This is a genomic window from Streptomyces pseudovenezuelae, assembly GCF_001513955.1.
In the GTDB taxonomy this organism is placed as follows: Bacteria; Actinomycetota; Actinomycetes; order Streptomycetales; family Streptomycetaceae; genus Streptomyces; species Streptomyces pseudovenezuelae.
Map to the genome: position 1 here is coordinate 97,238 of NZ_KQ948152.1, position 19,376 is coordinate 116,613.

At 71.6% G+C, this 19,376-nt stretch carries 18 protein-coding genes; 7 read left to right on the plus strand and 11 right to left on the minus strand.

Going from position 1 to position 19,376, the window contains the following annotated elements; all coding sequences use genetic code 11:
• Positions 1-125: 125 nt before the first annotated feature.
• Positions 126-1,247, minus strand: a complete 1,122-nt coding sequence (locus AQI94_RS34770; protein ID WP_031048880.1) for a GNAT family N-acetyltransferase — start codon at positions 1,245-1,247, stop codon at positions 126-128.
• A 1-nt stretch (position 1,248) separates the two neighbouring features.
• Positions 1,249-1,644, minus strand: a complete 396-nt coding sequence (locus tag AQI94_RS34775; protein ID WP_031048877.1) for a hypothetical protein — start codon at positions 1,642-1,644, stop codon at positions 1,249-1,251.
• A gap of 186 nt (positions 1,645-1,830) precedes the next feature.
• Here AQI94_RS34775 and AQI94_RS34780 point away from each other — a divergent pair, with 186 nt between their 5' ends.
• Positions 1,831-2,625 (plus strand): SGNH/GDSL hydrolase family protein, encoded by a 795-nt coding sequence (locus AQI94_RS34780; RefSeq protein ID WP_031048875.1) that lies wholly within the window; start codon positions 1,831-1,833, stop codon positions 2,623-2,625.
• Between the two features lie 7 nt (positions 2,626-2,632).
• On the opposite strand, the gene AQI94_RS34785 is transcribed toward AQI94_RS34780, so the two are convergent.
• From AQI94_RS34785 to AQI94_RS34800, 4 genes are all read right to left on the minus strand, one after another.
• On the minus strand, positions 2,633-4,213 hold the full coding sequence (locus AQI94_RS34785) for a serine/threonine-protein kinase (protein ID WP_031048873.1): 1,581 nt from the start codon (positions 4,211-4,213) through the stop codon (positions 2,633-2,635).
• A gap of 75 nt (positions 4,214-4,288) precedes the next feature.
• Entirely contained in the window at positions 4,289-5,980 is a 1,692-nt protein-coding gene (locus AQI94_RS34790; protein ID WP_031048871.1) for an urease accessory protein UreH domain-containing protein, read from the minus strand.
• Positions 5,977-7,434: a tetratricopeptide repeat protein gene (locus tag AQI94_RS34795; protein ID WP_031048869.1), complete on the minus strand. Its 1,458-nt coding sequence runs from the start codon at positions 7,432-7,434 to the stop codon at positions 5,977-5,979. Before AQI94_RS34795 ends, AQI94_RS34790 begins: the two co-directional genes overlap by 4 nt.
• Positions 7,435-7,638: 204 nt before the next feature.
• Entirely contained in the window at positions 7,639-9,171 is a 1,533-nt protein-coding gene (locus AQI94_RS34800) for a DUF4331 domain-containing protein (RefSeq protein WP_199814345.1), read from the minus strand.
• A 207-nt stretch (positions 9,172-9,378) separates the two neighbouring features.
• Between AQI94_RS34800 and AQI94_RS34805 the strand changes: the two genes are divergently transcribed.
• The 3 genes from AQI94_RS34805 to AQI94_RS34815 all read left to right on the plus strand — a co-directional run bounded on the left by AQI94_RS34805 (position 9,379) and on the right by AQI94_RS34815 (position 11,138).
• Positions 9,379-9,921, plus strand: coding sequence for a sigma-70 family RNA polymerase sigma factor (locus AQI94_RS34805; RefSeq protein ID WP_031048864.1), 543 nt, complete (start codon positions 9,379-9,381; stop codon positions 9,919-9,921).
• Positions 9,918-10,742, plus strand: coding sequence for an anti-sigma factor (locus AQI94_RS34810; RefSeq protein WP_062230104.1), 825 nt, complete (start codon positions 9,918-9,920; stop codon positions 10,740-10,742). The genes AQI94_RS34805 and AQI94_RS34810 overlap by 4 nt, the downstream gene beginning before the upstream one ends.
• 126 nt (positions 10,743-10,868) lie before the next feature.
• Positions 10,869-11,138, plus strand: a complete 270-nt coding sequence (locus AQI94_RS34815; RefSeq protein ID WP_031045988.1) for a hypothetical protein — start codon at positions 10,869-10,871, stop codon at positions 11,136-11,138.
• Between the two features lie 194 nt (positions 11,139-11,332).
• Here the strand turns inward: AQI94_RS34815 and AQI94_RS34820 are convergent, their stop codons facing one another.
• Positions 11,333-12,115, minus strand: a complete 783-nt coding sequence (locus AQI94_RS34820) for an ABC transporter permease (protein WP_031045985.1) — start codon at positions 12,113-12,115, stop codon at positions 11,333-11,335.
• Positions 12,112-13,050, minus strand: coding sequence for a daunorubicin resistance protein DrrA family ABC transporter ATP-binding protein (locus AQI94_RS34825; protein ID WP_031045982.1), 939 nt, complete (start codon positions 13,048-13,050; stop codon positions 12,112-12,114). Before AQI94_RS34825 ends, AQI94_RS34820 begins: the two co-directional genes overlap by 4 nt.
• A gap of 63 nt (positions 13,051-13,113) precedes the next feature.
• On the opposite strand from AQI94_RS34825, the gene AQI94_RS34830 reads away from it, so the two are divergent.
• Entirely contained in the window at positions 13,114-13,827 is a 714-nt protein-coding gene (locus AQI94_RS34830) for a TetR/AcrR family transcriptional regulator (protein WP_031045979.1), read from the plus strand.
• Between the two features lie 93 nt (positions 13,828-13,920).
• Here AQI94_RS34830 and AQI94_RS34835 read toward each other — a convergent pair whose 3' ends face one another.
• From AQI94_RS34835 to hmgA, 3 genes are read right to left on the minus strand one after another with little or no spacing between them, the layout of a single operon-like run.
• On the minus strand, positions 13,921-15,075 hold the full coding sequence (locus AQI94_RS34835; RefSeq protein WP_062230107.1) for a type ISP restriction/modification enzyme: 1,155 nt from the start codon (positions 15,073-15,075) through the stop codon (positions 13,921-13,923).
• A gap of 26 nt (positions 15,076-15,101) precedes the next feature.
• Positions 15,102-15,851 carry a GntR family transcriptional regulator gene (locus tag AQI94_RS34840; RefSeq protein ID WP_031045976.1) on the minus strand — a complete coding sequence of 250 codons (750 nt, stop codon included), beginning with the start codon at positions 15,849-15,851 and terminating at the stop codon, positions 15,102-15,104.
• A 27-nt stretch (positions 15,852-15,878) separates the two neighbouring features.
• The gene (gene hmgA / locus AQI94_RS34845; RefSeq protein ID WP_031045972.1) at positions 15,879-17,216 is read right to left on the minus strand and encodes a homogentisate 1,2-dioxygenase; all 1,338 of its coding nucleotides are present in this window, start codon (positions 17,214-17,216) and stop codon (positions 15,879-15,881) included.
• Between the two features lie 173 nt (positions 17,217-17,389).
• On the opposite strand from hmgA, the gene AQI94_RS46470 reads away from it, so the two are divergent.
• Positions 17,390-18,628, plus strand: a complete 1,239-nt coding sequence (locus AQI94_RS46470) for a hypothetical protein (protein WP_318658133.1) — start codon at positions 17,390-17,392, stop codon at positions 18,626-18,628.
• A gap of 64 nt (positions 18,629-18,692) precedes the next feature.
• Positions 18,693-19,313, plus strand: a complete 621-nt coding sequence (locus AQI94_RS34855) for a TetR/AcrR family transcriptional regulator (protein WP_031045966.1) — start codon at positions 18,693-18,695, stop codon at positions 19,311-19,313.
• The last annotated feature ends 63 nt before the right edge of the window (positions 19,314-19,376 follow it).

Below are 19,376 nucleotides of genomic sequence, written 5' to 3' on the forward strand. Positions count from 1 at the left end.
CGCGTCCCCCCGTCGCGGACCTTGAGCCCTCCCCTAGAGCCGCTTGATGACGGGACGGTGCGGGTGTGTGTGATGTATGACGGTATTGACGATTGAACCCGTATGGCAAGGCCTGGAACGAGGCCTCACGTTTTTGTTGGTTTGACCGTTACAGTCCGACCTGAGCGGATCTTGCCCACCTTCTTCAGCAGCCTGTCGGCGGGTTCGAACAGCTCCGGCCGCGCCATCACGGCGTTGCGCAGTGCCCGCACCGGAACCCGGCGGACGCGATGTCCTGCCGCGACCGGGTGCCGGCGGGTCACCCACCCCTCCGACACGGTCAGTTCCCGTGTCTTCAGGGAGTCCTTGTACTCCTTCTGTCCCCGGCCCAGATCGAGGTACGCGATCCCGTCGGCGGCGGCCGCCTCGGCCATCCGCAGATGCAGGACCAGGCCCGGGGAGTACTTCGCGTCCTGCGGGTCGTACGCGGGGAACCAGCACGCGAGGACGCGTTCGGTGCGCAGCCCGAAGTGGGCGGCGACCGGCCTGCCGCCCGCGTACAGCACCGAGAGGATCCCGGCGAACTGCTGGGAGCGGGTGTGGAACAGCTGCTCCACGAGCCGGGTGATCCACTCGTGCGCGAAGCGGTCGCTGCGGCCGGTCCTGCGGTACTGGGCGGACTTCCAGTCCATCAGGGTGCGCAGGGCGGCCGGGTCGCGCTCGTCGTGGACGTAGCGCAACTCGCCCACGGTACGGGCCAGTCTGCGCTCCTTGGCGAGGGTGGTGCGGGTGAACTTCGGCGAGCGCTCCCGCAGCCCGGCCAGATAGACCGCGTACCCCTGCTCGACGTCCATGACCGGAGAGGGGAACCTGCCGGAGGCCTCCGCCTCGAACGGCCCCTGGCCCTCCACCAGATGATCGAACTCCCAGACCGCGAGCCCGCAGGCGCGCAGCAGTTCCCGCGCGTCCCAGGTGAACCCGGGCCGGTGCACCAGTCCCTGGGCGTCCGAGATGCCGAGGCCGACGGCCCGGCCGACCCCGGCGGCGGTTCTCTGGAAGGGCAGGAACGCGGCGGGCTCGCCCTGTTCCTGTGCGACGGCGATCCGCACGCCCCGTCTGCACCGGCCCACCGCGAGCGCGAACTCGGGGGACAGGAACGGGTTCGCGAGGCCCGGCGTCCCGTGGAGATGGGCCTTGGACTGCAGAGCGGTCCACGCCACCCGGTCGGCCGCGCTCAGCTCGCCGGGGCGGTGCACGCTGATGTCCACGTCAGAGGTCCTGGCCCTTCGCCGCACGGCGCTGCCGCATCAGCACCGGCAGCAGGATGAGGGCGCTGATCACGGCCATCGCCATGACGCCGCCGCGCGCCGACCAGCGGTGCGTGGCCAGCATGCCCTGGGCCACCAGCATGTTGAGGACGACCGAGCCGGCCAGCGAGGCCAGCGCCCGGGCGAACGGATCGAAGCCGCGCAGGGCGGCGGCGATACCGGCGGCGGGTGCCGCGAGCAGGAAGAAGAGCGTGAGCGGGGCGCGCAGCGGTGAGCCGGAGCCGGTGAGCGCGAGCAGGGCGCCCCAACCGCCCACGGCGGTCGCGGCGCCCGCGAGCAGTGGTGTGAAGTCTCTCCCGGAGGCGCGCGACGGTCTCCGGACGCGTGTTGTCTGCATGAGCGACGTTTCCCCCCAGAAAGCGTCGGATGCCGGACTTCAATGTCGCGCAGTGCCTGGGGGACCGTCAAGAGCACGCAGTGCAGCGGTCCATGGCATCGGCACCGATTTTGGCATGGACACTTCCCGTTGGTGCGTGTCGTTGCTACGACGGATACGGCAGAGATCCTGCTAAAGGGAGGTTCCATGAGACGTTCCCGATTTGCCGCGTACGTCGGCTCACTCCTCCTCGCCCTCGCCGCAGTCCTCACCGGGACGGGCACCGCCCACGCAGCCCAGGGCCCCTATGTGGCCCTGGGGGACTCCTATTCCTCGGGTGTCGGCGCCGGCAGCTACATCAGTTCGAGCGGCGACTGCAAGCGCAGCACGAAGGCCTACCCCTACCTCTGGGCGGCCGCCCACTCACCCTCGTCGTTCACGTTCGCCGCGTGCTCGGGCGCCCGTACGGGTGATGTTCTGGCGAACCAGCTGACCCCGCTCAGCTCCGCCACCGCACTCGTCTCCATCAGCATCGGAGGCAACGACGCCGGTTTCGCCGACGTCATGACGACCTGTGTGCTCCAGTCCGACAGCTCCTGCCTCTCCCGGATCAGCACCGCGAAGGCGTACGTCGACTCGACGCTCCCGGGCCAACTGGACACCGTCTACGCGCAGATCAGCGGCCGGGCCCCCAACGCCCACGTGGTCGTCCTCGGCTACCCCCGCTTCTACAAGCTCGGCACCACCTGCCTCGGCCTGTCCGAGACCAAGCGGAAGGCGATCAACGACGCCGCCGACTACCTCGACACCGCGATCGCCAAGCGCGCCGCGAACCACGGCTTCACCTGGGCCGACGTCCGTGGCACCTTCACCGGCCACGAACTCTGCTCCGGCAGCGCCTGGCTGCACAGCCTCAACCTGCTCAACATCGGCGAGTCCTACCACCCGACCGCGGCCGGCCAGTCCGGCGGCTATCTCCCGGCCCTGAACAGCGCGGCCTGATCACCCCTCACGGGGACGCAGTGGGGGAGGCCTCGCCGGTGCCGGTCGGGGTCTCCGCCACGCAGGTCAGCGAGAACGGGACCGAGTTGGACGTCTTCTCGACGGGGTCGCGGACCTCCACGCTGATGGTGTCCTCGAACGTCCCGCTGTCGTCCTGCGTGGTGACGAACCGCCTGTCCTCCTGCGTCCTGCCGCCACCGGCCGGGAACGTGAGCTTCTTCCAACTGCCGTTCACCGAGCCGTTCTTCGACACCCAGCGGTAGCTCACCGTCGCCGGGAGCCGCCCGACCTCCAGCGTGACCGTGAAGGTGGGGGCCGCCGACCTGTCCGGCGGGCAGCTGCCCGTGTAGTCGGTGTTCGAGCCCGACAGCGAGACGTCCACCGACTGCGGCGGGGCCGCGCTCGTGGTGCTCTTGCTCGGACTCGGCGACGGGGTGTCCTCACCGCCCGTCCCGGTCCCGGTCTCCGCGGGAGAACTCACCGCCGGGGTGGTGTCCTTGGCGGTCGCCCCGCCCTTGTCGCCGTCGTCATGGTTCAGCAGCGCGTACGTCAGCCCCGCGATCGCCAGCGCGAGGACCAGCACGCCCGCGACCAGGACGCCGGTCGCGCGGCGATTGCGCTCCGGGGGCCCGGAGGCGGCGACGGGGGTGGAGGTGGGAGTGGGGGCCGGCCGGTACGGGGCTGTCGGCGGCTCCTGCGGGAACGGTGCCGCCATGGTCGGGGCGTACGGCCCCGCCTGCACGGCATCCGCCCGGGGCGTGCCTCCCGCCGCGATGATCCGCAGCTCCTGCTCGGCCCGGTCGGCCGGCAGCCGCTCCGCGGGGTCCTTGCGCAGCAGCCCGTCGATCACCGGCGTGAGCGGACCGGCCCGGTACGGCGGCGGCAGCTCCTCGTCGACGATCGCGCGCAGGGTGCTCAGCGGGGTGTTCTGCCGGAAGGGGGAGTTGCCCTCGACGGCGGCGTACAGCAGCACGCCCAGCGACCACAGGTCCGACTCCGGGCCGGGGGTGCGGCCGAGCGCCCGCTCCGGGGCCAGGAACTCGGGCGAGCCGATCACCTCACCGGTCATCGTCAGCGCCGAACTGCCCTCGACCTGGGCGATGCCGAAGTCGGTGAGCACCACGCGGCCGTCGTTCGACAGCAGTACGTTGGCGGGCTTCACGTCCCGGTGCAGCACACCGGCCTCGTGCGCGGCCCGCAGCGCGGCGAGCACCTCGGCACCGATGTGCGCGGTCCGCTGCGGGCTGAGCGGGCCCTCCGCGTCCAGGAGCTCGGCGAGCGAGATGCCCCGCACCAGCTCCATCACGATCCACGGGCGGCCGTCCTCGGTGGCCACGTCGTACACCGTCACCACATTGCGGTTGGCGACCCGGGCCGCGGCCCACGCCTCGCGCTCCAGACGGGCGTACAGCCGCTCGACCTCGTGTGTCGCCAGCCCGTGCGGCGCCCGCACCTCCTTGACGGCGACCTCGCGGTGCAGCACCTCGTCGCGGGCGCGCCACACGGTGCCCATGCCGCCCTCGCCGAGCGGGGACAGGAGGCGGTAGCGGCCCGCGATCACTCGTTCACTGCCCGGTTCTTCGGACACGGGCGTCCCCCATTCGCATCCGGGCGAAATCTCCACTCCGCGTGATGTCGCACGTGAATTCTGTACAAAAGTAGCTCAGCCGAGTGCGGATGCCGCCCCCTTGAGCACCAATCCTGCCCCGAGAGCCACCACGACGAACGCCGACATCAGGGGCGCGGTCCTGCGCACCAGGGCGGTCATCGGGCTCGCGGCCAGGCGGGGGCGCCTGTCCAGCAGCCGTGTGACTCCACTGCCCAGCCTGACGACGGCGAATCCGGCCGCGGTCAGGGTCAGGGCGAGCCCGACCCCGTACGCCACGACGAGCAGCAGCCCGAACCAGGCCTGTCCCAGCGCGGCGGCCCCGACGAGCACGACGACGGCGGAGGGGCTGGGCACGAGACCACCGGCGAAGCCGAGCAGGATCGTGCCGCGGACGGTGGGGGCGACGGCGTGGGTGTGGGTGAAGCCGCCGTGGGTGTGTTCCAGGGCGTGGGAGTGGTCGTGGGGGTGCGGGTGATCGTGGTCGTGCTCATGGTCGTGCGGGTGCCCGTGATCATGGTCCTGCGCGGGCCCGTGCCCGTGATCATGGGTGTGTCCACTCGCATGGGTGTGCGCGTGCGTCTTCGCCGTCGCCGGGGCGGTCTCCGCGTGGGCGGCGACCAGGACCAGGGCGCGTTCCTCGGACTTCTCGACGTCGGGCTCGTGGCCGTGACCGTGGTCGTGCGCGTGGTCGTGAACGTGTCCGTGCTGGTGGGCGCGGGTGCGCAGGGCCCGGCGCAGCAGGGTGACGCCCGCCGCGGTCACCATCACCCCGCTCGCGATGCCCAGCCACGCGATCACCGAGGGCGCCGCCGCCGAGCCGGCCGTGACGAGGAGACCCAGGGCGACCACGCCCAGGGTGTGGGTGACGGTCACGGAGGCGGCCAGCGGCAGGACGTCCTTCATCCGGGCCCTGCCGCCGCGCGCCGCGGCCACCGCGGCCATCAGGGTCTTGCCGTGCCCCGGGGCCAGCGCGTGCATCGCGCCGAGGAAGACCGCGATGAGCAGGGCGAGCGCCGCGAAGCCGACGGTGAGGTCGTGCCGGGCCACCAGGGAGTCCAGGGCGCGCGTCCAGCGGTCGGCGCCACGCGGGAGCACGGAGGCGGCGGGGGCGTCCGACCGCTTCTCGGAGAGGGCCGGCCCACCGGGCCGCACCCGCAGGGAGGCGGTCACGGTGTCGGCGGGGGAGGAGAGCAACTCCTTCGGGTAGGTGGTCAGTTCGTCCGAGACCGACTTCGTGGGGACGTCCGACCCCGCGAGCGTCATCCGGTCGCCGCGCGCGGTGATCTCGCGCCAGCCGGGACCGGTGTCGGTGCCCGCGCTGTGGAAGCCGAGCCTGACGGTGGCGTCCTCGGGGAGCGGGGCGGTCAGCCGGCACTCCACGCGCAGGGTGTCGAGGCCCGCCTGACCGGGACGCACGCGCGCGTGCGCGGCCCGCACGGTCAGGGCGGCCCTGCGGCCGTCCACGGTGACCCTGCCGCCCTCCGCCGCCTTCCGGCAGCGCTGGGCGGCCCACTCGGTCATGCCGAGCCTGTCGATGTCCGGCTTGGCCTGGGTGGCCGGGATCTCGGCGAGGTCCTCGACGTGGTCGACGCGGAGCCGGCCGGGTGCGGCGACGAGACCGTCGTAGCGATTGACGGTGAAGTTGCCGAGGGGGTGCGCGCTCGCGCTGCCGGAAGGGAGCAGCGCGAGCGCACAGGCCGCCGTCAGGACGGCCGTGAGGGACGCGAACAGACGGCGGGGCTTCACTCGGACGCCTCCTTGAGAGCCTTGCGGGCCTCGCGGGCACCGAGGGGGGAGAAACCGGGGTTCAGCTTCAGCGCGGAGCCGAGGTGGTTCCGGGCTTCCTTGCGGTCACCGGTGGCGAGTTCGATGATCCCGCGGTGGTAGCGGAAGGACGCGTTGCGGTAGCCGGTGGCGGTGGCCTGCCGGGCGTACGGCAGGGCCTCCTTGTCCCGGCCGTTCACGTGCAGGGCCCAGGCGAGCGCGTCCGCGGTGTGCACGGTGTGCCGCCGGGCCCACTCGGCGCGGGCGGCGCGCAGGGCGGCGGCCTTGTCGCCGTGGTCGGCGGCGGCCATCGCGGTGTCGAGGTCGGCGTTGACGCCGTTGGCCCGGGCGAGGGCCGTCCAGGCGTCCACGAGCGCGTACTGGTCGTCGGCCCTGGCCTTGTCGCCGTCGGCGCCCCGGTCCTCGTACAGCTCACCGAGAGCGACGAGCGGCCCGGGCAGCGGATAGCGGGCCACGACGGCCTCCATGCCCTTGATCGCGGCGGCCCGGTCCCCGCTCGCGGCCTGGGCGCGGGCCCTGCCCTCCAGGGCGGGCAGGTAGGAGTCGTCGGCGGCGAGCGCGCGGGCGTAGTCGGTCAGGGCCGTGTCGTAGTCGCCCTGGTTCCAGGCGAGTTGGCCCAGCGCGGAGGCCACGTAGGCGATGTCGCCCGGAGTGGTCGCGGTGGACAGCGCCTGCTCCAGGACGACGCGGGCGGTGCGGACGTCGCCGCCGACCTCGTGGACGTAGGCGTAGCGGGTGAACACCGGGATGCCGGGCCGCCGTTCGTCCGCGAGGTCGGCGGCCTTGGACGCCTCGGCGTAGCGGCCGAGTTCGACGAGGGCGTCGATCCGGGAGGAGAGGGCGCGCTCGCTGTAGGGGTTCTGCTTCAGCACCCGGTCGGCGTAGGTCAGGGCGTCCTTGAACTCGTGCCGTGCCGCCGCGAGCGCGGCCCGTCCCGAGAGCGCCTGCTCGTTGTCCGGCTCCAGCTCCAGGGACCGCTTCAACGCCTGCTCGGCCTGCGGGTACCGCGAGGGGTCGCCCTTCGTCCGGGCCTGCTCCACGTAGGCGAGCCCGAGAGTCGCCCAGCTGCCGTAGTCCTTGGGCTGGCTGCGCAGATGGGCCTGGATCGCCTTGATGCCCGCGTCCAGGTCACCGCTCGCCATGAGCCCGGGCGAGACGGCCGACGAGGAACTGGCGACGGTGGCCGTACCGCTGCTGTCCCGCAGTGCTCCGAAGGCGATCGAACCGCCCGTCAGCGCGACGGCCAACAGGGCCGCGCAACCGGCCAGTTGAGCGGCCCGCCAGCGCCTGCCGGCCTCGGAGACCCGCCGTACGGCGGCGACCTTCTCGTCACCGGCCTGAGCAGAGGGCTCCACGGTCTCCGACGATCCGTCGTGCTCGCTCTCGGGTGCGCTGTCGGTCGTAGACCCGGACATGCCCTCTCCTGATTCGTTCGTGATGGATCGTGTACCGCGGCGCGGCCTGCACCGTGGGGGATGAGTTCGTGCAGGCCGCGCCAGTAGGAAGGGGGTGCCCGGAGTCCCTTTGGCTTTCAGGGGCGCGGGGAACTGAGCGATCAGCCCCCACGCACCCGCAGCCGCCGGACGACGGACGAGGCACCCCAGTAGGAACCGTCGGCCTCAGTAGGCGCGTCCCCGCATCCGGCGCCACCACATGAGCGCGGCACCGATGAGCGCGATACCCGCGGCCCCCGCACCTGCCGACCCGGCGATCAGCGTCATGTTGTCCGACCCGGAGGACCCGGCCGGCGACAGCGCGTCCCCGAGCTGGTTGCGGACGTCGTTCCCACCGGACGTGCCCTTGGCCAGCGGACCGCGCGAGCCCTCCGTCGGCAGCGCCACGTACGGGAAGGACTTCTCGAAGTCCTTGTCGTTCTTGTCGACCGCGTCACCGAGGTCGTTCTTGGACCCGACCAGCTCACCCTCGACGACCTGGAGCGAGGCGTCGATCACGTCGTCGGTGAGCCGACGGCCGTTCGGGAATCCGGCGTTGTCGCCATCAAGCACACCGAGCCGCTTCGGAGAATCGGTGGGCTTGATGGACGTGTTGAGGCGCAGCTCCTCCGCGGGGCGGACGTGGGGCGGCTGGTTCAGCCCCTTCACACCCTTGAGGAAGACGTCCACGAGGTCGTTGCGCGGCTCCTTCGGGGCGGGGATCTTGTAGATCGCCTCGATGAGCTTCGGCAGTTCGGGGTTGGTCACGTTCTTCAGGAACTGCCCGTCGTACTCCGGCGAGGACGCGTTGAACTTGTCCTTGTCCTTCAGCGGGTTGACGACCTCGTTGACGAGCGGGTTGCCGAGGCGCGAGACCTGGGAGTAGTACCCCTGCGCATTCCTGCGCTGGGTCGTCGACCAGATGCCCACGACCGGCTGGTGCGAGGACTCGGCGATCATCTCCGTCGGGACCTGCAGGGCGATCGAGTTGACGTTGTAGCCCTTGAGCGTGTCGTTGCCGACCTCGCTGAGGTTCCCGCCGTACAGCAGGTCGAAGACGCGCAGGTCGGCGAAGAACGGGTCGTCGGCCTGGCCGGCGAAGGCCGTCGCGTCGCCGGGAAGCTTGTAGACCGCCTGGTCGCGCAGCTTCTCGTAGTTCGGCATGGACGCCTTGCCGACGTTCGACGGCGCCACCGGTATGTCGTCGGCGACCTTCGTCTTGTACTGGACCTTCCCGTACTTCAGTCGGAAGAGCTCGATGTCGTACGTCTGTGTGACGTTGAGGTCGGGGTCGTCGAGGCTCTCGACCACGCCCGTGTTGTACAGGAACGACTTCTTGTTCTTGACGTGCGTCTTGAACGTGAAGCGGTAGAGCAGGTCGCCCTGCCCGTCCCCGTTGTTGTCGATGTGGAGGTCGTACTGCGCGTCCTCGGCGAACTGGTAGAAGTTCGGGCCGCCGCCGGGCTCCTCGAACGGGATCCAGTTGGCCACGATCGTCGTCGAGTCGGGCTTGTCGGGGCTGACGAACGCGTAGAGGTCCGTGTTGTCGTGCTGGGGGTCGCCCGAGATCAGCGGGGCCTCCCGGTGACTGGAGGCGGAGGCCGCCCCCGGTTCCAGCGTGGCCACACCGGCGGCTGCGAGCCCTCCGGCGGCCAGCGCACCACATACGAGGGTCGCGAGACTCCTGCGTCCCGAGCCGCTCATGGAGATAGGTGTCATGCCGTCCGTCCTCAGTCCAACTTGCCTGACGCTCGGGGATTCGGAGTGGTGGGCGGGGCGGATTGGTCGAATCTCAAAACTTCTTTTCTGCTGCTCGACCCGCGTTTTCGAGCTTCTGATCCGTAACCCCATCCGGAGGTGTGTTCGTTGCGAATACCTCGTGGGACGGGACGGCCCAGGTGCGGCTTTGCGGGAGGGGGCGGCGAGTTGGAAGCGGACGAGCTTCTGTTGCTCGTGGCGGGCGGGGACCAGATGGCATTCGAGGAGCTCTACGGGCTCGTGGCCGGGCCGGTGTTCGGGCTCGTACGGCGTGTGGTGCGTGATCCGGCGCAGTCGGAGGAGGTGTCGCAGGAGGTGCTGCTGGAGACCTGGCGGTCCGCCGCGCGGTTCGACCCCCGCCGGGGCAGCGCGCTGTCGTGGATCCTCACCCTCGCGCACCGCCGTGCCGTCGACCGGGTGCGCAGCGCCCGCGCCGCCGGTGAACGCGAGCAGCGTGAGGCACGCCGGGCCCACCACCCCGCCTTCGACCAGGTGACCGAGGAGGTCGAGGCGGGCCTTGAGCGCGAGTGGGTGCGCCGGTGCCTGGAGCGCCTGACCGAGCTCCAGCGGCAGTCCGTCACCCTCGCCTACTACGACGGCTACACGTACCGTGAAGTGGCCGAGCGGCTCTCGCTGCCGCTGGGCACGGTGAAGACGCGGATGCGTGACGGACTGACCCGCTTGCGGGAGTGCCTGGGAGGTGCGGCATGAGCCTCTTCCGCCGGGAAGATCTGCACTCCCTCGCGGCCCCGTACGCCCTCGACGCGCTGGAGCCCGCCGAACGGGCCCGCTTCGAGAGGCACCTGAAGGACTGCGCCAGTTGTGCGGCGGACGTGCGTGCGCTGTCCGAGGACGCGGTACGGCTCGCGTGGTCGGCCGCCGCTCCGCCGCCGTCGGCGATGCGCGACCGGGTGCTGGCCGCCGTACGCACCATCCCGCAGGAGTCCGCCGCACGGCCCGAGCCGGCCCGTGCGCGGCCGGAGCCGGTACGGGCGCGCAAGTCGCAGCTGCCGCCGCATGTCTGGGGCGCGCAGCCGCCGCCCAGGCAGCGTCAGCGGCGCCCGTTGTTCGTGCCGTTCGCGACGGCCACCGCGGCCGCGGCTCTCGTGGTGGCCTCGTTGTTCGCCGTCCAGGCCAACCGGACCCAGGACGAACTGGACGCGCAGAAGGCCCAGGCCAGTGAGATCGCCCACGTTCTCCAGGCCGTCGACGCGCGGGCGACCCGGGGACAGGACGCCCAGGGCCGAACGATCGGAGTGATCGCTTCCGCATCCGAGGGGCGCGCGGTCGTCACCCTGAGCGGGTACAGCGCGCCCCCGAGCGGCCGGGTGCGCCAACTGTGGCTCATGCGCCCGGGCGAGCAACCGCGCTCCCTCGGGCTCTTCGCCGCCGACACGCCCTTGGTCGCGAGCGGACTCGACAAGTCCGCTACATCACTGGCTGTGACGGTCGAGCCCGACGGGGGGTCACCACAGCCCACTACCCAGCCGGTTGTCCAACTCGCCCTGAAATCGGTTGGATTCGGAGAGTAATCACGGAGGGGTGGTCAACACCCTTGCGGGGAAGGTGAATCCTGTGACGCCGATACACGAGTGCCCCGACGGGGCGATAGGGTTACCCTGCCCGGGCCGGGTGGACTCGTACGGGTGGGGAGTGACATGGAACAGATAGCAGTACGCAGGGCGAGGGTCCCTGCGATCACCTGCGGGAGCAGCGCGACCAGTTCGCGCCTCGACCGCCATCTCTCGGTGCTGTCGGGACCTGCCGTCCCCCAGCGCGAGGCGGCTGAGGCGACGTCACTGATGCGCGAGCTGACCGCGCGTGACACCAGCAAGCAGGAGCGCAGTGACAGGGGTGCGCGGGTACGCCGCGTCTCGCTGTTCGCGCCGCTGCGCCGACTGCGCCGTTCGCTGTTCGGCGGGCACTGAGCCCTGGCCGCCCGGAATCGTGCTGCGATCCTGCCCGTCATCCCCACGGCATGCAGCACGATCCAGGTGAGTCGGCCGAGCGCGGGACACGTCCCCCGGCTCGGCCTCCCCGTACGCACCATCTTCGGCATGCACGCCTGCGAGGTCGGCCCGGGCCCCGACAGGGCCCGAACTCCCCTCCCGGCAAGCGGTGTTCAGCCCTCCCCGCGTGCATACCGCCGCACGGCAAGCGGTGCGAAGACCGCGATCAGCAGCGCACACCACAGCAGTGACCCGGCGATCGGATGTGCCACCGGCCAGGCGGCTCCCTCCGGCACCGGGGCGTTGCCGAACAGGTCCCGCAGGGCCGTGGTCACCGCGCTGATCGGGTTCCACTCGGCGAGGGTGCGCAGCCACCCGGGCAGTCCCTCGGCCGGGATGTACGCGTTGGACAGCAGCGGCAGGACGAACGTCGCGCCGCCCAGCTGACCGGCCGCCTCCTCGTTGCGGGTGAGCAGGCCGAGGAAGATACCGATCCAGGTGGTCGCGAACCGGAACAGCAGCAACAGCGCGAGCGCGCCCGCCGCCCGGAGCGCGGACCCCTCGACGCGCCAGCCCACCGCGAGTCCCACCAGCAGGAACGGCACCAGACCGGCCGCGGTGACCACCACGTCCGCGATCGACTGGCCCAGCGGTACGGCCGCCCGGCTGATCGGCAGGGTGCGCAGCCGGTCGGTGACGCCCCGATGCACGTCCTGGGCCGCCTGGAACATCCCGGTCATGATCCCGTTCGCCGCCGTGGCCACCAGCAGGCCCGGCACCAGGAAGGACCGGTACTCCTCGCCCGGCATCGCCAGCGCGCTGCCGAAGACATAGCCGAAGAACAGCAGCATGGTGATCGGCATGGTCTGGGTCAGGACCAGCAGCCCCGGGTTGTTCCGGATCCGCCGCAGCTGACGGCCCAGCATCGCGGTGCCGTCGTAGGCCAGCATGCTCATGCCGCAAGCTCCTCGGTGAGTCGCAGGAAGACGTCGTCGAGCGTCGGCGGCCGGATGCTCGCGTCGAGCAACGGCACACCGGCCGCGTCCAGTTCGCGCACCAGCCGGGGCAGGGTGAGCGTGGTGTCCCGGGTGACGGCGCCGACCGAGTTCCGGTCGTGGTCGAACGACGGTTCCCCGCCGGTCAGTCGGTCGAGGACCCCGGCCGCCTTCACCAGGACGTCCGCGTCCGCGACGACGACCTCGACGTGCGCCCCGATCAGCGCCTTGAGCTCGGCCGGCGAACCGGTGCGGGCGACCCGGCCCTTGTCCACCAGGGCTATGTCGTGGGCGAGCCGGTCGGCCTCCTCCAGGTACTGCGTGGTCAGCAGCACGGTCGTGCCGTCCGCCGTCAGCTCGCGCACGGCGTCCCAGATGAGGTTGCGGCTGGCCGGGTCGAGTCCGGTCGTCGGCTCGTCGAGGAACAGGATGCCGGGGCGGCGGATCAGGCTCGCCGCCAGGTCGAGACGGCGGCGCATCCCGCCCGAGTAGGTGGAGGCGGCCCGGTCGGCGGCCTCGGTCAGTCCGAAGCGCTCCAGCAGTTCGGCGGCCCGCCCGGCCGGCCCCCGCACCCGGTGCAGCCGGGCGAACAGCCGGAGGTTCTGCCGCCCGGTGAGATCTCCGTCGACCGAGGCGTACTGCCCGGTGACGGCGATGGCGCGCCGCACCGCCTCCGGCTCCCGTGCGAGGTCGTGCCCCGCGATCCGGGCGGAGCCGCCGTCCGGCCGCAGCAGCGTGGTCAGCAGCCGTACGGCCGTGGTCTTGCCCGCGCCGTTGGGGCCGAGGATGCCGCAGACCGTGCCCGGGGCCACGGCGAGATCCAGGCCGCGCAGGGCATGAACCTCCCCGAACCGCTTCTCCAAGCCTTCACTAAGTACAGCGTACGTAGAAGTCATGGCAGGACCATAGCGCACTACGTACGGTGTACGTAACTACGATGGTGGCCGAGGTGATGATCGATGGCGGGCCGAGCGGCCGTACCCGAAGTGATCTGGGCCCGTCCCGAGCGGACGGGGCGTGGGCCGAAGCCCGCGTTCACCAGGGCGGACATCGCGGCGGCGGCCGTGCGGCTGGCCGACGCCGGGGGCCTGGACGCGGTGTCGATGCGCCATGTCGCGGCCGAACTGGGCTGCGGGACGATGTCGCTGTACAACTACGTCCCCCGCAAGGAGGACCTGTTCGAGCTGATGGTGGACGCGGTCAGCGGGGAGCACGAGCTGTTCGAGCCGACCGGTGACTGGCGGGCCGACATGCTGCGCAACGCGCGCCAGACCAAGACGCTCATGCACCGGCACCCCTGGATGGTGCGGCTGATGTCAGGCGTGTACGGCTTCAGCCCCAACGCCCTGCGCTACCTGGAACACTGCCTGGCCTGCCTCGACCCGCTGGAGGCCGCTGCCGGCACGAAGATCGAGCTGGTCGCGATGCTCAACGGATGTGTGACGACGTACGTCTCGAACGAACTCTCCACGGCCGAGCGGGTGCGGTCGCTGCCGTGGTCGCAGGAGCAGGAGAACGCGGTGCGGATCGCGTACCTGGGGAGCCAGGTGGCGTCCGGGGCGTATCCGCGGCTGGCGGCGTCGTTCCTGGAGGACGCGGGGCCGATCGATCTGGACGCGGTGTTCGAGCGGATGCTGGAGCGGGTGCTGGACGGGTTCTCGCCGCGGGGGTGACGGTTCGGTGCCGGGTGCGGCGCCGTGGTGGCCGGTCGCGCCCGCGTGGCGGTAGCCGCAAATCCAACACAGCCCCGCGCCCCCGACACGGGGTCACAGCAGCGCGAACTGGCCTTCCGGGCCCTCCTCGTGGTGATCGAAGACGGACGCCGGCTTCCGCGCGCTCTCCGGCACCGGCAACACCCCCGCCTCGCGCAGGTCGCTCGCCGAGATCCGTGAAGTCGACTCGTCCTCCAGCGGCTGGAGATCCGCCAGCAGGGCCAGCACCGTGATCAGTTCGAGCAGCTCCGACGTCCACGCCTGCGGCCAGGTCGCCGGGCGGATCGCGGACAGCGTGCCCGGTTCCGGTTCCGCGACCCGGGCCGCGAACCACTGCTCCAGCACCCGCACGCCGCCCGCCTCGAAGTCCCAGGCCTCGGGCGGTACGGGGGAGACGCGTCCCTCGTCCAGCAGCAGGGCCTCCTCGTCGCGGTCGTAATCCAGGACCAGGGGACGGGAGGGTAGCGGCGCGCGGACGTACGGGCGGCGGCCCCCGGGCAGCTTCGGGCGGTCGCCGTCGCGACGCATCAGCCACAGAGCGCGGCGGCCCGACTCGACGCCGCGGGCCCACAGGTCGGGGTCGTCGGTGAGCGGGACGGCGAGGCCCGGGCGGATCGCCGTCACCGTCCACGCGAGGACGTCCAGGGGCGCCACCGGGATGCCGAGGCGGCTGCTCAGATGCTCCAGGAGGCCCGGGGCCAGGTTCGGTTCGGTGCCGCCCGGGCGGCGGTACAGCGGGCGGACGCGCCCCGGGCGGAGCAGGGGGAGCAGCGAGGTCGCGAGGAGCCGGGGGCCCTGATTGTCCGTGGGGGTCTCCACCACGAACACCTGCTCCTCGTCCGCCACCCGCCACAGCTCGGGCCGGGCCGCGTCGATCAGCCGCTGGTCCGGGATCAGCCACTGTTCGTCGAAGGGCGCGGCCAGGACCCGTACCGGCTCCGGGCACGGGCCCGATGCGCGCGCGAGCTTCTCGGTGCCGCCCGTCCGCCCCGGCAGCTGTCCGACCGCCGAGCACAGGGTGCGCGAGCGGGTGGGCTCGAACAGGGCCTCCCGGTCGGGCCCCTCGGCCTTCAGCAGAGCGTCCCAGCGGGCTCTGAGGGATGCGGCGTCGGGGCCCGTCGGCCACCCCCGGCCGAGCCGCGGCGGTGCGACGGACCACGGCATGAGGTCCGCCAGCAGCGGAGCGTCGTCGTGCGTCACGCTGGGCATCGTACGACCAGTGACGGACAGTGGGTTCACGTGGCGTCCAGAGTCACCGAGAAGGAGAACCGGTCGCCCCGGTAGTGGATCACGGCCGCGTCCAGGACCCGGCCGTCCGTGTCGTAGGTGACCCCCGTGTAGTGCAGGATCGGGCTGAGCAACGGGACTTGGAGCAGCCGGGCGGTCTCCGGGTCCGCGAGCCGCGCCTCCACCGTGTCCGTGATGCGGCCGATGTCCACCCCGACGACGTCCCGCAGCACCTTCGTCATCGGCCGGCGCGCCAGGTCCGACGGGTCGATACGGGCGGCCAGTTCGGGGCGCAGGTAGTTGCGGGCGTGGTTGGTCGGTTCGCCCGTCGTCTCGTCGCTGCGCAGCCGGTGGTACGACGCCACCTCGTCCAGGTCCGGGAAGTACTCGGCGAGTTCGGGCGGCACGGGCGACTTGCCGTGCTCCAGCAGTTCGGTCGTCATGCCGGACTGCTGGGCCACGATGGCGTCCACCGAGCCGAGCAGCCGGACCGGGCTGCCCCGGCGGGCGTCCGGCTCGATGAAGGTGCCCCGGCGCCGGTGACGGGTGATCAGTCCTTCGTCCTCCAGCTCCTTCAGCGCCTGCCGCATGGTCAGCACGCTCACGCCGTAGTGGCCCGCCAGCTGTTCCTCGGTGGGCAGGCGGAGCGGGTCCTGGGGGGAGCGGCCGAGTATCGAGGCGCGCAGGGACTGCGACACCTGGTACCAGAGCGGCAGCTTGCGGTTCAGGACGATCGAGTCCGGGGCGAAGGAGGTCACGGGCTATCCGTACCTTCCGCGGATCGGTCAGTGCAACGGGCGGAAGTGACGTTCGAGGCCGCGCCACACGTCGTCGTAGTGCGGCTGGAGGTGGTCCGCCCGGGCCGCGTGCGCGGTCAGCGTCACCGGCCAGCGCGTCTCGAACATGAACGCCAGCCCGTCGTCGACCTTCTGCGGCTTGAGCTCGGCCGCGCTCGCCCGGTCGAACGTCTCCCGGTCCGGTCCGTGCGCCGACATCATGTTGTGCAGCGAGCCGCCGCCGGGCACGAAGCCCTCCGCCTTGGCGTCGTAGGCGCCCTCGATCAGGCCCATGTACTCGCTCATCACGTTCCGGTGGAAGTACGGCGGCCGGAACGTGTCCTCGCCGACCAGCCAGCGCGGCGCGAACACCACGAAGTCGACTCCGGCCAGCCCAGGGGTGTCCGAGGGGGACGTCAGCACGGTGAAGATCGACGGGTCGGGATGGTCGTAGGAGATGGAGCCGATGACATTGAAACGGCGCAGATCGTAGGTGTACGGCACGTGGTTGCCGTGCCAGGCGACCACATCGAGCGGGGAGTGGTCGTAGGTCGCCGTCCAGAGGTTGCCGCAGAACTTGTTGACCACCTCGACCGGCCCCTCGACGTCCTCGTAGGCGGCGACGGGGGCCAGGAAGTCGCGGGGGTTGGCGAGACCGTTGGCGCCGATCGGGCCGAGGTCGGGGAGCTGGAAGGGGGCGCCATAGTTCTCGCACACATAGCCCCTGGCCGACTCGTCCAGCAGCTCCACACGGAAGCGCACGCCACGAGGGATCAGCGCCACGTGTCCCGGCTCCGCGTGCAGCAGCCCGAACTCGGTGCGCAGCAGCAGCCCGCCGCGCTCCGGGACGATCAGCAGCTCGCCGTCGGCGTCGCTGAAGACGCGGTCCATGGAGTCGGTGGCGTGGTAGAGGTGCACGGCCATGCCGGTGCGCTGGGTGACGTCGCCGTTGCCGCCGAGGGTCCACAGGCCGGCGAGGAAGTCGGTGCCCTCGACGGGCTCCGGCAGCGGGTTCCAGCGCAGCCGGTTCGGGTCCGGGACCGACTCGGTGAAGGGGGCCGTGCGGATGCGGCCGTTGTGGGTGTGCGTGAACGCCGGGTGCGCGGCGGACGGGCGGATCCGGTACAGCCAGGAGCGGCGGTTGTGCGCGCGGGGTTCGGTGAACGCCGTACCGCTGAGCTGCTCCGCGTACAGGCCCAGGGGGGCGCGCTGCGGGGCGTTGCGGCCCACGGGGAGGGCGCCAGGGACGGCCTCCGAGGCGTGCTCGTTGCCGAATCCGCAGAGGTGGGTCAGGCCCTCGGCGGTCTTGCGTGCGTCGCCGCGCGCGAGCGCTGCGTCCCCGTTCATGATCGCTCCCTTGCGGTCTGATTCCTATGGAACACCGTAGGATTGCGGTGTCCTCGGCGCAAGAGCACGTTCCGTGGAACCGATCTCCCCCTCGTGACCTCCTCAGGGAGGAGGACGAGAACCAGACCCCAGGGGGATTCGCGTTGTCGGACCTGTGTTCTACGCTCCCCGGCATGTCGTGGACGCGGGGACTCCTTGCCCTGCTCGCGGTCTGTGTCCTGCTGGTCACCGGATCCGTGAGCTGTGGCGCCGATGGGGCACGGAAGAACAAGGACGGACAGTCGGTGTCACCCGTGGGCAAGGTCCTCGACGACACCGATCACGAGGGTCGGCACTACCGCGAGGTGGACAAGGACAACGCCCCCGACGTCGGCATAGTGGTGCAGCCGGACGCCGACGACAGCTGGTCCGTGCGGCTGACCGTCGAGAACTTCACCTTCTCGCCCACGAGGACGAGGGAGAAGGCGGTCTCCGGCCGCGGTGTCGCCGTCCTCTTCGTGGACGACCGCCCCGTCACCACCCTGCGCACCCCGTCCTACCGCCTCTCGGCCGCGTACGTCTCCCAGGGCACCCACAAGGTCACCGTCCGCCTCTACGCCGACGACGGCACCGTCTGGGCCGTCGACGGCGCCCCGGTCGAGAGCACGGCCGACGTCACGGCCTCGAAACCCCAGCCCACGGGGAACGGAGCGGGGAACGGGGCTTCGGAATCGCTGTCCGGCGGGAGCGGGGGCGGCGTTTCGGGGGCGCGGGCCGCTGTGGCCGGGGACGGCGGGGCGTCGGGCCCGCGGGCCGCCGCGGGTGTGGACGGCACCGCTTCGGATGCACGGTTCGCGATGTTCGCGGGTGGAGGTGCTTCGGGTTCGCGACCGGCTGGCGTGGGTGCCGGTGGCTCGGGTTCGCGGCCGGACGTGAGTGTGGGCGGGAGCGCTTCGGGCGTGCGCTTCGCGGTGAGCGCGGTGAGCGCGGTGAGCAGTGCGGCGGCCGCGCAGGCCGTCGTGAGGGCGGGTGCGGGTCCTCTGGACGCGTCGGCCGGGCGGGGGGTCCGGGGAGGGTGCGGGGGTGTCCTGGGTTCACGGCTTGTCGTGCGTGTGGGCGGGAGTGCCTTGGGCACGGAGGTCTCCGGTTCGCCGCCACTCGTGAGTGCGGGCGGGAACGCCCTGGATGTGCGCTTCGCGGCGAGCGTGAGGGGTGGTTCCTCGGCCGCGCGGCTGGTCTGGGGTGGGTGCGGGGGCGTCCTGGGCTCAGGCTCCGGTTCGCGGCTCGTCGTGCGTGTGGGCCCGAGCGCCTCGGACGTACAGGTCGGCACCGGCACCGGCGTCGAAGAGGGTGCCTCGGCCTCGCGGCTCGCGTTCGCTGCTCGCGCGGTCTCCGCGGTGGAGGTCCCGGTGAGTGTCGGCGGTGGCCGATGAGTGCCGTGGGCCTCCGGCCCCGTACCAGGTGGCAGGGTTCACCGGACCGCGGCGGAAAGGCATCATGAAGCCCGTGCCCCAAGCGACCTCGCTTCGCCGCGCCCCCGTGCAGCGGCGCAGTGCCGAACGGCTGACCAGAATCCTCGACGCCTGCGCCGACCTGCTCGACGAGGTCGGCTACGACGCCCTGAGCACCCGCGCCGTCGCCCTGCGCGCCGGTGTGCCCATCGGCTCCGTCTACCGCTTCTTCGGCAACAAGCGGCAGATGGCCGACGCCCTCGCCCAGCGCAACCTGGAGCGTTTCACGGTCGGCGTCACCGACCGCCTCAAGGAGTCGGGCGAGGAAGGGGGCTGGCGTACGGCAATGGACGTCGTCCTCGACGAGTACCTCGCCATGAAGCGCACCGCCCCCGGCTTCTCCCTCGTCGACTTCGGCAACCAGATCCCCGTCGGCGCCCGCCACGCCGAACCCAACCACCGCGTCGCCGACCGCCTCACCGACCTGCTCTCCGGCTACCTCTCCCGCGAACCGGACGACGACCTGCGCCGCACCTTCCTCATCGCCGTGGAGACCGCCGACACCCTCGTCCACCTGGCCTTCCGGATGGCGCCGGAGGGGGACGAGCGGATCATCCAGGAGGCCCGGGAGATGTTGCGGGCCTATCTGGCGAGGGTTCTGGACTGACGCTCCCCGGAATTCCCGGGTGAAGGCCTCCCCGTCATGCATACCGGTCGGTATGCTCAACCG

What these genes read in the sequence shown, in the direction of transcription:
- AQI94_RS34810 (WP_062230104.1), top strand. Translation starts at nt 9,918, where the DNA reads ATGAGCCTCTTCCGCCGGGAAGATCTGCACTCCCTCGCGGCCCCGTAC.
- AQI94_RS34835 (WP_062230107.1), bottom strand. Translation starts at nt 15,075, where the DNA reads ATGCCCAGCGTGACGCACGACGACGCTCCGCTGCTGGCGGACCTCATG.
- AQI94_RS34830 (WP_031045979.1), top strand. Translation starts at nt 13,114, where the DNA reads ATGGCGGGCCGAGCGGCCGTACCCGAAGTGATCTGGGCCCGTCCCGAG.
- AQI94_RS34780 (WP_031048875.1), top strand. Translation starts at nt 1,831, where the DNA reads ATGAGACGTTCCCGATTTGCCGCGTACGTCGGCTCACTCCTCCTCGCC.
- AQI94_RS34800 (WP_199814345.1), bottom strand. Translation starts at nt 9,171, where the DNA reads ATGACACCTATCTCCATGAGCGGCTCGGGACGCAGGAGTCTCGCGACC.
- AQI94_RS34825 (WP_031045982.1), bottom strand. Translation starts at nt 13,050, where the DNA reads ATGACTTCTACGTACGCTGTACTTAGTGAAGGCTTGGAGAAGCGGTTC.
- AQI94_RS34795 (WP_031048869.1), bottom strand. Translation starts at nt 7,434, where the DNA reads ATGTCCGGGTCTACGACCGACAGCGCACCCGAGAGCGAGCACGACGGA.
- AQI94_RS34855 (WP_031045966.1), top strand. Translation starts at nt 18,693, where the DNA reads ATGAAGCCCGTGCCCCAAGCGACCTCGCTTCGCCGCGCCCCCGTGCAG.
- AQI94_RS34815 (WP_031045988.1), top strand. Translation starts at nt 10,869, where the DNA reads ATGGAACAGATAGCAGTACGCAGGGCGAGGGTCCCTGCGATCACCTGC.
- AQI94_RS34820 (WP_031045985.1), bottom strand. Translation starts at nt 12,115, where the DNA reads ATGAGCATGCTGGCCTACGACGGCACCGCGATGCTGGGCCGTCAGCTG.
- hmgA (WP_031045972.1), bottom strand. Translation starts at nt 17,216, where the DNA reads ATGAACGGGGACGCAGCGCTCGCGCGCGGCGACGCACGCAAGACCGCC.
- AQI94_RS34775 (WP_031048877.1), bottom strand. Translation starts at nt 1,644, where the DNA reads ATGCAGACAACACGCGTCCGGAGACCGTCGCGCGCCTCCGGGAGAGAC.
- AQI94_RS46470 (WP_318658133.1), top strand. Translation starts at nt 17,390, where the DNA reads ATGTCGTGGACGCGGGGACTCCTTGCCCTGCTCGCGGTCTGTGTCCTG.